Origin of the sequence: Kitasatospora sp. NPDC007106, from assembly GCF_040634455.1 — a bacterium.
In the GTDB taxonomy this organism is placed as follows: Bacteria; Actinomycetota; Actinomycetes; order Streptomycetales; family Streptomycetaceae; genus Kitasatospora; species Kitasatospora arboriphila.
This window is the reverse complement of the sequence record NZ_JBEYFP010000023.1, coordinates 1-14909: the sequence shown is the minus strand read 5'-3', so window position 1 is coordinate 14909 and position 14909 is coordinate 1. Positions and strand designations below refer to the sequence as shown.

Sequence of the window (14909 nt, the reverse complement as noted above, 5' to 3'; positions counted from 1 at the left end):
GGTGACGACGATCCGGAAGATGCGACTTCGAACGGGGATGGACCGAGTTGAGCAGCGCGTCTGACACCAGGCACCTCGCCCTGGCCCGCGCCGGGGTGGACCGTGCCGCGCACCACCGGTTCGACGAGCCGTGGCTGGCCGCGGCCTGGAGCCACCCGACCACCAAGGTGCTGCCGATCGCCGGCGGCGAGGCCTTCGTGGTCGACACCGAGCTCGGCAGCGAGCTCGTCCTGATGCCCTCGTTCGAGGCGCCGGACACCGGGGACCGCTTCTACCTCGGCACCGACGAGGACGGCGTCTCCTACTTCGCGCTGGCCGGCGAGAGCCTGCCGGGCCGGCTGGACGGCGACGCCCGCCCGGCCGGGCTGCGCGAGGTCGGCGCCTCGCTCTCGGACCGGGACGCCGGGCTGCTGGTGCACGCCGTCGCCCTGGAGCACTGGCACCGGCTGCACAGCTTCTGCTCGCGCTGCGGCCACCGCACCGAGAAGGCCGGCGCCGGGCACGTCCGCCGGTGCACCTCCTGCGCGGCCGAGCACTACCCGCGCACCGACCCGGCGGTGATCATGCTGATCACCGACGAGCAGGACCGCTGCCTGCTGGGGCGTCAGGCGATCTGGCCGGAGGGCCGCTGGTCCACGCTGGCCGGCTTCGTCGAGCCGGGTGAGTCGATCGAGCAGGCGGTCGCCCGCGAGGTCTTCGAGGAGGCCGGCGTGCGGGTGTCCGACGTCGAGTACGTGGCGAGCCAGCCCTGGCCGTTCCCGTCCAGCCTGATGCTGGGCTTCGTCGGCCGGGCCGACCCGGCCGGCACCGCGATCACCGTGGACGGCGAGGAACTCGCCGAGGCCCGTTGGTTCTCCCGCGAGGAGCTGGCGGCGGGCATGGCGGCGGGCGAGATCCTGCCGCCGTCCGGGATCTCGATCGCCCGGCACCTGGTCGAGCTCTGGTACGGCGAGCCGCTGCCGGCGGCGGCCCGCTGGTAGGGCGAGGGCCCGGGGTGACGTACCGGGGTCACTGCCCGGAAAGGGGCGTGCGGACATTGTTCGCGCGCCCCTTTCTGCTTCGGAATCCATTTTCTTTCATCCGGCTTCCGTTCCGGCGGCAATATCCGTACGGAGTTCGACCGAAGCCGTTCGGACCAGCGCCCACCTGCGGCGGAGTGCGCCCGTGTGCGCGGTTCGCGCCCGGTCGAAACCTCCGGACGGCGTTCTTGGCCCGTTTTCCTGAAATGCAGGAACCCGGCTGACTACATTCACCGGTGTGACGATCCCCCGAGCCGGTGTGCCCGCCCCCAAGTACCAGCGCCTCGCCGCCGACCTGCGCCGCCGGATCGAGGCCGGCGAATGGCAGGGCGGGGCGCAGCTGCCCGTCGAGACCGAGTTGGAGCACCACTACGGCGTCGCCCGCAACACCGTGCGCCTCGCGGTCGACGTCCTGGTCAACGAGGGGCGGCTGGTCCGTCTCCAGGGCAAGGGCACCTACCTGAAGCAGCAGCCGATGCTGGACCACCGGGCCTTCGGGCCGCCGCGGCAGGCCGCCGGCCCCCAGGACTGCCTGGCCGCCCCCTCCGAGGTCTACGCCGAGGAGGCCCTGGCCGCCGGCCGCCGGCTCACCTGCGACTTCGAGATGCTCGTGGTGCGCGCCCGCGCCGACATCGCCGAACTGCTCGGCATGCTGCCCGGGGAGGCCGTGGTCGTCCGCCGGCAGCTGCGGCTCACCGACCGCGAGCCGTACTCGATCGAGGAGAGCCACTACCGGGCGGGCCTCGCCGCCGGGACGCCGCTGATGGAGCCGGAGCCGGTGCCCGGCGGGGACGAGACGGTGCTCACCGCGATCGGGCGCTGCGAGTCCGCCGCCGCCGACCGGCTGGTGGCCCGGATGCCGGGGCCGGAGGAGGCCGCCTGGTTCGAGGTCGGCCCCGGGGTGCCGCTGCTGGTGCAGACCCGCGTCACCAGCGACACCCGCGGGCCCGTCCGGGTGGTCGAGACCCGCTACGCGGCCGACCGCTGCCGGCTGCTCTACGGACTCGGCACGGCGCAGGCCGGCTCGGTGGCGCCCGCCCGCACGGCGGCCGGCGTCTCCTGACCGGCCCGGACGTCCGGACGGAATGCGGCCCGACAGGCCCGGACGTCCGGCCGGGCCGGGGCGCGTGCGGTGCGCCCGTGCGTTCCGGTGCGCCGTCAGCCGGCCAGCGCCGCCTGGACCTGGCGCAGGCTCGGGTTGGTCATCACGACCTGCTCGCCGCCGCTCTTCGGCTCGACCAGCACGGTCGGCACGGTCTGGTTGCCGTTGTTCACCGACTCCACGAAGCTCGCCGAGGCCGGGTCCAGCTCGATGTTGATCTCGGTGTAGGAAATGCCCTCGCGCTCAAGCTGGCTCTTGAGGCGGTTGCAGTACCCGCACCAGGTCGTGCTGTACATCGTGACGGTGCCGGACATGGCGGAGTGCTCCTTCGGAGAGGGGGCGTACGGTCGAGGATCCCAACGCCCGACGTGCATCCGTCATTCCGCACGCGCCCGGCGCGTGCGGAAGGCCGCACGCCGGGCGGCGGACCGATCGTCGCACCGCGGCGGCCGGCCGCCGCGGTGCGGCCTGTGGAGAACCCGGCCGCTGTCACCGCCGGCTGCCAGGATGTGCGGTCCGGTCCGCACCGCCCGCCGGGCTGAGAGGATGGTAGCCATGCAGGAAGAGCTCTCGGGCATGTCCGGCCCGTACGACCCGTACGACTCCTACGGCGCCGCCCCCGCCGGCGCCGACGCGGTGCTCGCCGGACTCGACCCCGAGCAGCGCGCCGTCGCCACCGCCCTCACCGGGCCCGTCTGCGTGCTCGCGGGCGCCGGCACCGGCAAGACCCGGGCGATCACCCACCGGATCGCCTACGGCGTACGCAGCGGCGTCTACCAGCCCCAGCAGGTCCTCGCCGTCACCTTCACCGCCCGCGCCGCGGGCGAGATGCGCGGGCGGCTGCGCCAGCTCGGCGCGGACGGCGTGCAGGCCCGCACCTTCCACTCGGCGGCGCTGCGCCAGCTCCAGTACTTCTGGCCGCGGGCGGTCGGCGGCGAGGTGCCGCGGCTGCTGGAGCGCAAGGTCCAGCTGGTCGCCGAGGCCGCCGCCCGCACCGGCCTGCGGGTGCAGCGCACCGAGCTGCGCGACCTCACCGGCGAGATCGAGTGGTGCAAGGTCACCCAGATCGTGCCGGACGACTACCCGGCCGCCGTCGCCAAGACCGGCCGCGAGGCCCCGCGCGACCCGGCCGAGATCGCCCGGGTCTACGCGACCTACGAGCAGACCAAGCGCGACCGCGGGGTGATCGACTTCGAGGACGTGCTGCTGCTGACCGCCGCGATCCTGGAGGACCGGCCGGAGATCGCCGAGCGGGTCCGCGCCCAGTACCGGCACTTCACCGTCGACGAGTACCAGGACGTCTCCCCGCTCCAGCAGCGCCTGCTGGACCAGTGGACGGCCGGCGGCGCCAGCCTCTGCGTGGTCGGCGACGCCAGCCAGACCATCTACTCCTTCACCGGCGCGACCCCCGAGTACCTGCTGCACTTCCGCACCCGGCACCCGGACGCCACCGTGGTGAAGCTGGTGCGCGACTACCGCTCCAGCCCGCAGGTGGTGCACCTCGCCAACGGGCTGCTCGCCCAGGCCCGCGGACAGGCCGCCCAGCACCGGCTGGAGCTGGTCTCGCAGCGCGAGGCCGGGCCCGAGCCGGAGTACACGGAGTACCCGGACGAGCCGACCGAGGCGGAGTCGACCGCGCACCGCATCCGCAAGCTGCTGGACGGCGGGGTGCGGGCCAGCGAGATCGCCGTGCTGTTCCGCACCAACGGCCAGTCCGAGGTCTACGAGCAGGCCCTCTCCGACCTCGGCCTGCCCTACCAGCTGAAGGGCGCCGAGCGGTTCTTCGAGCGGCCCGAGGTCCGCGAGGCCGGCGTGCTGCTCAAGGGCGCCGCCCGGGCCGCCTCCGACCCGCTGACCGCCGACGAGCCCGACCTGGCCGGCCAGGTCCGCGCGGTGCTCGCGACCCGCGGCTTCACCGCCACCCCGCCGGCCGGCTCCGGCGCCGTCCGCGAGCGCTGGGAGTCGCTGGCCGCGCTCGTCCGGCTCGCCGAGGAGTTCGAGGCCGGCCGCCGCCGGGCGGGGGAGAGCGCCGACCTCGCCGCCTACGTCGCCGAGCTCGACGCCCGGGCCGCGGCCCAGCACGCCCCCGCCGTCGAGGGCGTCACGCTGGCCTCGCTGCACGCCGCCAAGGGCCTGGAGTGGGACGCCGTCTTCCTCGTCGGCCTCAGCGAGGGCACCCTGCCGATCATCTACGCCAAGACCGACGAGCAGATCGAGGAGGAGCGCCGGCTGCTCTACGTGGGCGTGACCCGCGCACGGCAGCACCTGTCGCTCTCCTGGGCGCTCTCGCGTTCCCCCGGGGGGCGGGCGAGCCGCCGCCCCACCCGCTTCCTGGACGGCCTGCGGCCCGGCTCCGGCACCGCCCGGGCCGGCTCCCGCGGCGGCCGCGGCGGCGTCGAGCACGGCGAGTCCCGGGCCTCTCGCCGCGCCCCGCGCGGGCCGGTCACCTGCCGGGTCTGCGGCCGCACCCTCACCGAGGCGGTCGAGCGCAAGCTGCGCCGCTGCGAGGGCTGCCCCTCCTCGATGGACGAGGCCCTGTACGAGCGGCTGCGCGCCTGGCGGGCCGCCCAGGCGAAGAAGCAGGGCGCGCCGGCGTACGTGGTGTTCACCGACGCGACCCTGATGGCGATCGCCGAGGACGTCCCGGCGGACGAGCGCGAACTGTCCCGGATCTCCGGGGTGGGCGCCATGAAACTGGACAAGTACGGCGCCGCTGTGCTCTCGTTGTGCGCGGGGGAAGAGCTCGTGGACGTGGTCGCCGATGAGGCCGCGGACGGGCTCGTGGGGGAGCTGACCGAGCCGGCCTGAGCCGCTCGTGGAGATCACTCCGGAACTCGCCGGAAAAATAGTTTGCGCCCCGTACGCCGCGCGCAATAGCCTGCCGGAGCGGTCAAGGGGACGAGATCGCAAGGCCGTGGAAGGTCACCTTCCGCGTGCCGTTCGAGCATGGCCGGGGTCCGCAAGGATCCACCGGCCACCACAGCTCCGCACAGCAGCACCACGCACTACCGAGCACCACAGAGCTTCACCAGCAGGACCGACCAACATCCGAACACCGGGGCCCGGGGGACTGGGCACCGCGAGACGCCGAGAGGAGGCGAAGACAGTGGGAACCACGAAGATGATCACCAAACTGACTGGCCAGACCGTTTTCGCCATGCCCGCGTGCGCTCCCTCGATGTTCGGCACCCGTGGCACCTCGACCGCCGCCTCGCGTCTGCGCGGCGTGGTCGTTCTGGCCGAAAACGGGCTGGGTCTCCAGGGCACCGATGTCTCCGTTGTCAGTGGCTCCGGCTTCACTGGCCTCGGCGGCGCCGATTCCTTCGAGACGGGTCTGTCCCGTGACTGGGCGATCTTCGGCGGCGGCCTCGAGCTGCGCGACGAGCGACCGACCCAGGCACCGAAGGCAGCGGCAGTGGCAGCCATGCATGGCGGCTATGTGCGCGTCTTTGGTGCCGGAGCAGCCAAGCAGGACGAGCAGCTGATCAACCAGGCCCAGGCCGCCCACACGGGCGCCCAGGCCATCCGGATGAGGGCCTTCCGCGGCCCAGAACCCTGGAGTGAACGAACCTGAGTCAGCCTCAGGTCGGTCTCCAGGGCCGCGGAACCCGTCACCACCGGGATCCGCGGCCCTTCTGTTTTGTCCGGTACGTCAAGACGAACCCAGGTCCTCCGGGACCTCCGGTCCGGCCCACCAGCCGCCAGGACCGGAACCACTGAGAAAAGACGAGGAAGAAGTGTCCACGGTCATCACACCGCCCCTCCCGTCCGTACCGACAGACAAGTTCACCAAGGCCGACCAGGCCGACCCCCCGGAGGTTTCCCTGATGCAGCAGCTCAACTCGCTCGACGAGGCCGACGCCCTCGGCCGCACCATCCCGTGCCGCGCCTTCGACCCGGAGGTGTTCTTCGCCGAGACGCCGGCGGACGTCGAGTACGCCAAGTCCCTCTGCGGCACCTGCCCGGTGAAGGAGGCCTGCCTGGCCGGTGCGCTGGAGCGGCGCGAGCCGTGGGGCGTCTGGGGCGGCGAGCTCTTCGTGCAGGGCGTGGTCGTGGCCCGCAAGCGTCCGCGGGGCCGTCCGCGCAAGACCGAGGTCATGGCGTGATCACCGCCGACATGTCCTCCGGTCACGGAACCGCAGGAGTCCGACGGGGAGAGCAGCCCCCGCAGGACAACTCCCTGCGCCGCTCCGTACGCATCGCCGCCGCCAAGGCCGATGCCCGAGCCCACCGCCCCTTCCCGAGCACGCACCACGAGCAGGACCACCACATGACCCCCGTCGCCGATCACGCCGCCAGCTTCGAGCAGAACGCCGAACTCCAGATCCGGAACAGGAACTTCGACATGCATCTCCTCCAGGAATCCCTGGCCCGCGCCCATATGCACGAACGCATCCGCGAGGCCGAGCGCCAACGCCTCGGCGCGCGCGTCGCACGGGCCGTCCGCCTCCGGCGGAAGGCCGAGATCGCCTCGCTGCGCGCCCGCAGGGCGCTTGCCGCCGCCCTGATGTGACGGACCGCCGCCCCACCCCCGGGACCCCCGATCCCGGGAACGGCGCGGCCCGTCCATGGACCAGGCAGAACACGACGAACGACGGCCGCCCCCCTGCGGAAGGGGGCGGCCGTCGCCGTTCGCGGGTGCGGACGCGGCACGTGGGCGCGTCCTGCGGTGCGTCAGTCGGTGAAGCCCGGCAGCCAGGCGGTCAGTTCCTCGTGCATCCGCACGGTCGCGCCCAGCTGGCAGAGCACGCCGATCGTGCTCAGCGTGACCCGGTGGATCAGCAGGTACGACGGCGGCAGGTTGAGCTGCTTGCCGAGGTTGTAGGCGGGCGAGCGGGGATCGGCGATCCGGGCCGCCTGCGCGCGCATCCAGTCCCGGGTGAAGGTGAACTCCTCGACCCGGGTCGGCTCGATGATCGGCAGAAGGTAGTCCAGCACCGCGTCCGGGTCCAGCGTGATGGTGGGCCGGACGAAGCCCTCCTGGCGGAGCAGGTCGTAGACGGCGCCGGCCTCCCCGGCCAGGGCGAGCCGCAGCGAGGTGCCGATCGGCTCCGGCAGCCCGCCCGGCAGCCGGTCCACCGTGCCGAAGTCGAGGACGCCGAGCCTCCGCTCCTCCACCGGGCCGCCGTCGCCCAGCAGCCGGAAGTTGCCCGGGTGCGGGTCGGCGTGCAGCAGGCCGGTGCGGCTCGGCCCGGCGAACAGGAAACGGGCCAGCAGCTGGCCGGCCCGGTCCCGCTCCTCCGGCGAGCCCGAGGCGATCACCCGGGCCAGCGGCGTGCCGTCCATCCACTCGGTGACCAGCACCTGCCCGGACCGGTCGACCACCTGCGGCACGGCGATGTCCGGGTCGTCGGCGAACTCGACCGCGTGGGCCCGCTGGGCCTCGGCCTCCAGGCCGTAGTCCAGCTCCTCCGCGACCCGCGCCCGCATCTCGGCGATCAGCGGCTTCATGTCCATCCCGGGGATCAGCGGGCCCAGCACCCGGGCGAGCCGGGCCAGCTGGCCGAGGTCGCTGAGCAGGGCGTCCCCGGCGCCCGGGTACTGCACCTTGACGGCGACCGACCGGCCGTCGTGCCAGACCGCACGGTGCACCTGGCCGATGGACGCCGCGGCGGCCGGCCGGTCGTCGAAGCTGAGGAACCTCTCCCGCCAGTCCGCACCGATCTGCTCCGCCATCACCCGGTGCACGGTGGCCGCCGGCATCGCCGGGGCCGAGTCCTGGAGCTTCGTCAGCGCGGCCCGGTAGGGGCCCGCCACGTCCTCCGGCAGCGCCGACTCGAAGACGGACAGCGCCTGGCCGAACTTCATGGCGCCGCCCTTGAGCTGACCGAGCGTCGAGAACAGCTGCTCGGCGGTGCGCTGCTGGAGTTCGGCGGTGACCTCCTCGGCCGGTCGGCCGCCCAGCCGCTTGCCCAGCCCGAGCGTGGCACGGGTGGCGAAGCCGAGCGGCAGCGCCGCCAGCCGCGCCGTCCGTGTCACGGCCTTGCGCGGAAGATCGCTCACCCCGGGGCCTCCCAGTCGGATCGCGCCCGCCGGGGCGGCCCGGTGCGGAGCACCGGACACGGCCTGCCGCCGGGCAGTGGTCACCACGCCATTGTGCCCGCTCGGCACCCCGGATCCGGCGAATCATCCGGACTGGCATTCGGGCGCGCAACCGGAGGGGGAGGCGCGCCCGGCACGATTCACCCCCACGGCCCACCGGAGGGCCGTCGCGGGCGGGCCGGCCGCACGGGTTCACCCGCCCGGGGGAGGCCCGGCGGACGGCCCGGGCGACCGGCCGCCCGAACGAGGGACCGGCCCGCCGGGGGAGTCGTCCGGACGGAGAGCCCCGTCCGGACGGGGAGCCGGCCGATCGGGGGAGCCGTCCGAGGTGTGCGTGGGGGATCCGGCCGCGGGTGCAGGCCCGGACGAATGCCGTCCCCGGGAGGTGCCGCCCCCGGGAGGTACCGCTCGCGGTCGGGGCCGGTCGGACGGCCGCGGGAGCGGTCATGTCCCGCCCCGGCCCGCGCCCGAGCAGGCGCCCGCGCCCGGGACGGCCAGCGGTGGCCGTCCGCCCGGCCACTGGCACCCGCAGGAGGGGTGGGCGGGCAGCCTCAGCCGCCGCACCATGCCGTCCGCCGCGGAGAGCTCGCACCAGCCGTCCACGCTCGGTGGCAGCACCCCGTCCAGGAAGAGCTGCGCGTGCAGCCCGGCCAGCCCGGCGACCGCGGTGGCCAGCGCGCTGTCGCAGGCGGGGCGGCGGGCCGGGCCCGCGCCGGTGCCCTCCAGCTGGGCCAGCAGCCCGGGCCAGCCCTCGTCCTCGTCGGCCCGGGTGAGCGCGGCGCAGCCGCCGCACGCGGACGACCCGGGCACCACCAGCGGCCCGACCACGCCCAGGTGCTCCAGCACGCCCACGTAGAGGTGCGGCACGCCTGCCCGGGCCAGCTCGTGCGCCTCCACGGCGCGGCCCGTCCAGGCGCCGGCACCGTCGCGGGGCGCCAGGACGACCAGGGCGGGCGGCCCGGCCGCGACCGGGGCGGGGCGGTGCCGCTCGGCCGGGGCCGCCGCGGCGGCCCGCAGCACGGCCTCCCGGGCCGCGGTACTGCGCAGCCGTCCGACGTCGGTGGGCGGGATCCCGGCGGGGGAGCAGTCCCCCGGTTCGACCCGGCCGCCGTCGGCCACCGTCACGGCGCCGATGCCGCCCGCCGACAGGACGGCGGCCAGCGCCGCCCCGACCCGTCCGGCACCGCGGACCTCCACCCGGGCCCGCCGGCGGGCGGCGATCACCTCGGCGGCCTCGCCCGGCTCGGGGTGGACGAGGGAGAGGCCCGCCGCATCCGGCCCCAGGACCTCCCGCTGCGGCTGCGGGAAGCCCTCCAGCGCCCTCGCGAGGGCCTCGGCGTCGTCCAGCAGCTCGCCGTCGGCCAGCGAGTCGAGCAGGGCCCGTCCCAGGCCGGGGTCGAGGCCGAGCCGCTCGCCGGCCGCGAGCAGCTCCGGGGTGTCGCGGGTGCCGTCCACGAGGTCGAGGAAGGCCGCGACGGCGGCGTCGGCCTGCTCGACCAGCCGGGCGTACCGGCGGACGGTGCCGAACTGGAGGGTCAGCTCGTCCCGCCTGAGGCGGGCGAGTCCGGGCTTGAGCATCGGGCGCATGGGCGTCACTCCGGTGCGGGCGTGCGGGCGGACGGTGGAGGCGAACGGGTGCGGCAGGGTGCGGGCGCGGGAGGGGCGCCGGGGCCAGGTGGGTGACCCCGCCGACGGCAGGATGCCCGAGGCGGCGCCGGCCCGTGAAACACGTTGTCCACAGGCCCGGTCGGCTTGTACGACCATCTGTGCGTACACCCTGTGGACAACTTCCGTTCGCCCGGTGTGCGCCGACCCTGCACCCGGCCGGCGGCGTCGGCGGCACCGATCTGTCCGACCCTGCGGGTAACGTCGGGTGTCATGGCGGCCGAACCGGACACCCGATCCCCCTCGCCGCGCCGGCGTACCCGGGCCGCCTCCGGGTACGGCGCCGCGGCCGCGGGTGCGCACGGGCGCACCCGGCAGGCGGAGCCCCCCGAGCAGCACGGGACGGCCCCCGAACCGTCCGCCGAGCCGTCCACGGCGCTCTCCGGGGCCCTGCCGGCGGTCGACCGGTCGACGATCGAGGTCCGCCGCAGCACCCGCCGCAGCCGCACCGTCTCCGCGTACCGCGAGGGCGACCGCACGGTCGTGCTGATCCCGGCCCGGATGTCCAAGGCCGAGGAGCAGCGCTGGGTCTCGCAGATGGTCGAGCGGCTCGCCCGCCAGGAGAGCCGCCGCACCCTCGGCGACGACGCGCTGGAGGCCCGCGCCCGGGACCTGTCGGCGGAGTACCTGGGCGGCCGGGCGGTGCCGCGCCGGGTCCGCTGGGTCACCAACCAGAACTCCCGCTGGGGCTCCTGCACCCCGGCCGAGGGCTCGATCCGGCTCTCCCACCGGCTGCAGGGCATGCCCGGCTACGTGGTCGACTACGTGCTGCTGCACGAGCTGGCGCACCTGCTGGTGGCGGACCACGGCCCGCGGTTCTGGGCGCTGCTGGAGGCCTACCCGCGCACCGAGCGGGCCCGCGGCTACCTGGAGGGGGTGGCCGCCGCCGGCCGGCTGCCGCACCTGCCGGGTGCCCGCGGGGGCACCGCCGGGGACGCCGCCGGAGGGCCGACGGCGGAGGAGCGGACCGCGGACGGAACCGCGGACCCCGACGGCTGCGACTGACGACGAGAAACCGCTGTGGTCGGGGCTGCTGCCGGGGCGGGCCGCTGGGATAGGGTCTCCGGGATCAGCAGCCGTACGGGAGGGGGCCGGTCCGCGCCATGTCCAGGGAACTCGTCAAGGCGTCCCGTGTCCGGATCAGCGAGCTGACCGCGAGCACCGAGCTCTACCTCGGGGTGCACATCGCGGCGCCGGGGCTGACCTTCGACATCAGCTGCTTCGGCCTGGACGCCGAGGAACGGCTCAGCGACGACCGCTACTTCGTCTTCTTCAACCAGCCGGCCAGCCCCGAGCAGTCGATCCGGCTGCTGGGCGCGCAGGGCGGCGACTCGGAGTCCTTCGCGGTGGCGCTGCCCGCCGTGCCGGAGGCCGTCCACAAGCTGGCGCTCACCGCCACCATCGACGGCGACGGGCAGATGTCGCAGGTGGCCTCCGGCTACGTGCGGATCGTGGCCGGCGGCACCGAGGTCGGCCGGTACAGCTTCACCGGCGCCGAGTTCTCCACCGAGCGGGCCGTGATGCTGGCGGACGTCTACCGCCGGGGCGGCGAGTGGCGGTTCGCCGCGGTCGGGCAGGGCTTCGACGGCGGGCTGCGCGCCCTGCTGGAGAACTTCGGCGGCGAGGCCCTGGAGGACGAACCGGCCGAGGCCGCCCCCACGAGTGCTGGAGCCCCGGCGGCCCCGGCCGCCTCGGTGCCGCAGCAGGCCCCGCCCCCGCCGGCCGCCGTCCCCGCGCCGCAGCAGTCCCCCGACGCGACCCTGCTCGCCGTACCCGTCCCCGTTCCCGCGGCGCCCGCCGCCCCGCCGGCGCCGTACCCGGACGCGACCCTGCTCGCCGTGCCCGTGCCGCCCGCGGCGATGCCGCCGGCGCCGTCGCTGCCGCCGCAGCCCGCCGGGGTGCGGATCTCGCTGACCAAGTACGCGGAGCTGACCAAGTACAGCGACGCCGCGGCCGGCCAGGACTGGGTGAAGCAGAACGACAAGCTCGTCCGGGTCAGCCTGACCAAGGGCAGGGACGTGCTGGCCCTGCAGGGCAGCATGGTCGCCTACCAGGGCAAGGCCGACTTCGCGCACGAGGGCTCGGGCATGCTGCGCACCCTGGTCGGCAACCTGACGGGCCAGCAGCTGAAGCTGATGCGGATCACCGGCGAGGGGCAGGTCTTCCTCGCCGACGAGGCCTGCGACCTGCACGTGGTGCGCCTGGAGGGCGACTCCTTCTGCGTCGGCTCGGACCGGGTGCTGGCCTTCGAGGCCGGCCTGGAGCACGAGGTGCGCCGGATCGAGGGCGAGGGCCTGCCGAACGGCGGCTTCTTCACCCTGCAGTTCAGCGGCCACGGGACGGTGGTGGTGAAGACCAACGGCACCCCGGTGGTGCTGCCGGTCACCCCGACCCCGGAGACGTACGTCGACGTGCAGGCGCTGGTCGCCTGGTCCCGCGGCTCGCAGGTGATCACCACCGCGCCGGTGCGGATCCGCCGCTCCGCCTACGCCGGGCACGCGGCGGAGTCGTACAGCCTGCAGTTCCGCGGCGCCCCGGGGAACTTCGTCGTCGTCCAGCCGTTCGAGGTCTGAGGTCCAGGAGGAGTCATGCAGGCACAGTTCCTCTCCGGGGGCGGGCTCGACGCGTACCGGGCCGCCGACACCGGGGCGCGGATGAGCAACCACGGCACCGCGATGTGCCGGGTGGCGCTGACGTCCGCCGCCGACGTCTACGCCAAGGCCGGCGCGATGGTGGCCTACGACGGCTTCCTGCAGTACGAGCCGGTGCCGCAGTCGCTGCGCCGGGCGCTCGGCGAGTGGGCGTCCGGCGAGCGCAGCCCGCTGCTGCGCTGGACGGGGGACGGCACGCTCTACCTCGCCGACCTCGGCGCCGACGTGCTCAACGTGCAGCTCGCCGAGGAGTCCCTGTCGGTGAACGGCGCGCACCTGCTCGCCATGGACGCCACCCTGGGCTGCGCCGTGGAGAAGGTCCGCGGCCCGGCCCTGCTGGCCGGCACCGGCCTCTACAACGTCACCGTGACGGGCAGCGGCTGGGTCTCCGTCACCTCCCGCGGGGTGCCCGTGGTGCTGGACTGCTCGGAGACCGAGACCTTCGTCGACCCGGACGCGCTGGTCGCCTGGACGACCGGCCTGGAGGTGCGCACCCGCCGGACGGTCAAGGTCGGATCGCTGATCGGCCGCGGCAGCGGCGAGGCGATGCAGCTCGGCTTCCGGGGCCACGGCTTCGTCGTGGTGCAGCCCAGCGAGGACACCGGCGACCGTCTCAAGATCCGCGGCTGAGAACCGAGTTCGAGGAGCCCTTCGTGCAGAGCCCCCTCCTGGCGCACACCGCCGGCACCGGCACCGACCGCTTCGCGCTGCAGAACCCGCAGCTGCTGCGGGTCACCCTGGACGGCCGGTCCGAGGTGCTCGCCCGCACCGGCGCGATGGTCGCCCACGTCGGCAAGGTGGACTTCACCGGCTGGACGCCGCCCTCCGGCAACCGCCGCGGCAACCGCAGCGGCGGCGGCAACGCGGGCAACCGGCAGCGCGACGCCGGCGCGCTCGACCTGATGCGCTGCACCGGCACCGGCACCGTCTACCTCGCCAATCTGGCCCAGCACCTGCACGTCCTGCAGCTGAGCCAGGAGCGCCTGGTCGTCACCAACAGCTACGTGCTGGCGCTCGACACCACGCTGGACTGGCACACCGTCGCGATCGAGAACGGCGACCGGATCGCCGGCGTCGGCAGCCGCTGCCTGGAGGTCTCCGGGACCGGCGGCCTGGTGCTGATGACCTCCGGCCGACCGCTGGTGATGCCGGTCGAGCCCGGCCGCTACGTCTACGGCGACGCCGACGCGGTGGTCGGCTGGTCCTCCGGCCTGGAGGTGCAGCTGCAGGCGCAGAGCACCAACACCGAGGCCTGGCGCCGGCGCGGCACCGCGACGGAGGGCTGGGAGCTGGCCTTCACCGGCAGCGGCTTCGTGATCGTGCAGCCCAGCGAGCTGCTGCCGCCGCAGCGGGTGCCGCGCGGCTGACGCCGGGGCGGCAGGGCCGAAGGCGACAGGGACGAAGGCGACAGGGACGAAGGCCGCCCCCGGTGCGCCGTCGGGCGCGGGGGCGGGCCTTCGTGTGCGGAGCGGGTCAGACCAGGGCGCGGGCGATCCCGACCAGGGTGCGCACCGAGCCGTCGCTGAGCTCGGGCAGCCCGTCGAAGCCGAACCAGCGCAGGTCCAGCGACTCCTCGCTGATCAGCTCCTGCGCCCCGGGCGGGGCGACGGCCACGTACTGCACGTCGAGGTGGGTGTTCTCCGGGCGGTCCTTGCCGGCGCAGCGCACCTGGTGGCGGTCGAGCTTCACCGGCACCGGCCGGCCGTCGACGCCGGTGAGCAGGGACAGCCCCGCGATGCCGGACTCCTCGGTGGCCTCGCGCAGCGCGGCGCCGGCGAGCGTGTCGTCGCCGGGCTCGCAGTGGCCGCCCATCTGCAGCCAGCGGCCGACCTTCGGGTGGAGCGTCAGCAGCACCCGGCCGGCGGCCGGGTCCACCACCACCGCGCTGGCGGTGATGTGGGCGGGCAGGCAGGCCCGCATCAGCCCGTCGGGGTGGCCGGCCAGGTGGTCGAGGTAGTCGAGCCGCAGCTGGTCCTGGCCGGGGTCGGCGGACTTCCAGTCCTGAAGGGTGCGGACGGCGTCCTGGTGCAGGGCGTCGCTCACTTGCCGTTGTCCTTGTCCTCGTCGGTGCCCTCAGTGCCCTCAGTGCCCTCGGCGCGCTCGGTGCCGCCGGTGCCGGGCTTGTCCTCGCCGCGGGCGGCGTCGCCGAGCAGCTTGTCGAGGGCGTCGAAGTCGATGCCGCCCTCCTCGGCGCGGTGCACGAAGCCGTCGGGGTCGTCCAGGTCTGCGGCGGTCGGCAGCATGTCCGGGTGCTCCCAGAGGGCGTCGCGGCCCTCGATGCCGCGGGCGTCGGCGAGCGAGGCCCACAGTCGGGAGGCGTCCCGCAGCCGGCGCGGGCGCAGTTCCAGCCCGACCAGGGTGGCGAAGGTCTGCTCGGCCGGGCCGCCGGTGGCGCGGCGCCGGCGCAGCGTCTCGCGGAGCGCCGCGGCC

The 14909-nt window shown here is 74.8% G+C and carries 15 protein-coding genes; 10 read left to right on the top strand and 5 right to left on the bottom strand.

The genetic code is table 11. From position 1 onward, the window contains the following. The first annotated feature begins 47 nt into the window (after positions 1-47). Together nudC and ABZ641_RS04890 are read left to right on the top strand one after the other, a co-directional pair. Positions 48-980, top strand: a complete 933-nt coding sequence (gene nudC, locus ABZ641_RS04895; protein WP_344625577.1) for an NAD(+) diphosphatase — start codon at positions 48-50, stop codon at positions 978-980. A gap of 277 nt (positions 981-1257) precedes the next feature. After that, entirely contained in the window at positions 1258-2082 is an 825-nt protein-coding gene (locus ABZ641_RS04890; protein ID WP_344625576.1) for a GntR family transcriptional regulator, read from the top strand. A gap of 95 nt (positions 2083-2177) precedes the next feature. Here the strand turns inward: ABZ641_RS04890 and ABZ641_RS04885 are convergent, their stop codons facing one another. Beyond that, a complete protein-coding gene (locus ABZ641_RS04885; RefSeq protein ID WP_030274906.1) occupies positions 2178-2435 on the bottom strand; it encodes a mycoredoxin in 258 nt (85 codons plus the stop codon). 262 nt (positions 2436-2697) lie between these two features. Here ABZ641_RS04885 and ABZ641_RS04880 point away from each other — a divergent pair, with 262 nt between their 5' ends. The 4 genes from ABZ641_RS04880 (at position 2698) to ABZ641_RS04865 (ending at position 6634) form a co-directional block, all read left to right on the top strand. After that, positions 2698-4929: an ATP-dependent DNA helicase UvrD2 gene (locus ABZ641_RS04880; protein WP_359979232.1), complete on the top strand. Its 2232-nt coding sequence runs from the start codon at positions 2698-2700 to the stop codon at positions 4927-4929. 298 nt (positions 4930-5227) lie between these two features. Continuing rightward, positions 5228-5695: a hypothetical protein gene (locus tag ABZ641_RS04875; protein WP_359979209.1), complete on the top strand. Its 468-nt coding sequence runs from the start codon at positions 5228-5230 to the stop codon at positions 5693-5695. 175 nt (positions 5696-5870) lie between these two features. Further along, positions 5871-6227 (top strand): WhiB family transcriptional regulator, encoded by a 357-nt coding sequence (locus tag ABZ641_RS04870; protein ID WP_317634108.1) that lies wholly within the window; start codon positions 5871-5873, stop codon positions 6225-6227. Further along, positions 6224-6634, top strand: coding sequence for a hypothetical protein (locus tag ABZ641_RS04865; RefSeq protein WP_344625574.1), 411 nt, complete (start codon positions 6224-6226; stop codon positions 6632-6634). Before ABZ641_RS04870 ends, ABZ641_RS04865 begins: the two co-directional genes overlap by 4 nt. A gap of 161 nt (positions 6635-6795) precedes the next feature. Here the strand turns inward: ABZ641_RS04865 and ABZ641_RS04860 are convergent, their stop codons facing one another. Together ABZ641_RS04860 and ABZ641_RS04855 are read right to left on the bottom strand one after the other, a co-directional pair. Then, the gene (locus ABZ641_RS04860) at positions 6796-8124 is read right to left on the bottom strand and encodes an AarF/ABC1/UbiB kinase family protein (protein ID WP_359979206.1); all 1329 of its coding nucleotides are present in this window, start codon (positions 8122-8124) and stop codon (positions 6796-6798) included. 483 nt (positions 8125-8607) lie between these two features. After that, the gene (locus tag ABZ641_RS04855; protein WP_359979203.1) at positions 8608-9927 is read right to left on the bottom strand and encodes a ThiF family adenylyltransferase; all 1320 of its coding nucleotides are present in this window, start codon (positions 9925-9927) and stop codon (positions 8608-8610) included. A 291-nt stretch (positions 9928-10218) separates the two neighbouring features. Here ABZ641_RS04855 and ABZ641_RS04850 point away from each other — a divergent pair, with 291 nt between their 5' ends. The 4 genes from ABZ641_RS04850 to ABZ641_RS04835 all read left to right on the top strand — a co-directional run bounded on the left by ABZ641_RS04850 (position 10219) and on the right by ABZ641_RS04835 (position 13846). After that, positions 10219-10833 (top strand): M48 family metallopeptidase, encoded by a 615-nt coding sequence (locus ABZ641_RS04850; protein ID WP_344625593.1) that lies wholly within the window; start codon positions 10219-10221, stop codon positions 10831-10833. A 98-nt stretch (positions 10834-10931) separates the two neighbouring features. Then, positions 10932-12401 carry a TerD family protein gene (locus ABZ641_RS04845; protein ID WP_359979200.1) on the top strand — a complete coding sequence of 490 codons (1470 nt, stop codon included), beginning with the start codon at positions 10932-10934 and terminating at the stop codon, positions 12399-12401. 15 nt (positions 12402-12416) lie between these two features. Further along, positions 12417-13109 carry an AIM24 family protein gene (locus ABZ641_RS04840; protein WP_344625570.1) on the top strand — a complete coding sequence of 231 codons (693 nt, stop codon included), beginning with the start codon at positions 12417-12419 and terminating at the stop codon, positions 13107-13109. Positions 13110-13132: 23 nt separating this feature from the next. After that, positions 13133-13846, top strand: coding sequence for an AIM24 family protein (locus tag ABZ641_RS04835; protein WP_344625569.1), 714 nt, complete (start codon positions 13133-13135; stop codon positions 13844-13846). A 106-nt stretch (positions 13847-13952) separates the two neighbouring features. On the opposite strand, the gene ABZ641_RS04830 is transcribed toward ABZ641_RS04835, so the two are convergent. Next, positions 13953-14522, bottom strand: a complete 570-nt coding sequence (locus ABZ641_RS04830; protein WP_344625568.1) for an NUDIX hydrolase — start codon at positions 14520-14522, stop codon at positions 13953-13955. Then, a partial coding sequence (locus ABZ641_RS04825; protein WP_359979197.1) for a zinc-dependent metalloprotease occupies positions 14519-14909 on the bottom strand: 391 nt, incomplete at its 5' end. The genes ABZ641_RS04825 and ABZ641_RS04830, both read right to left, overlap by 4 nt.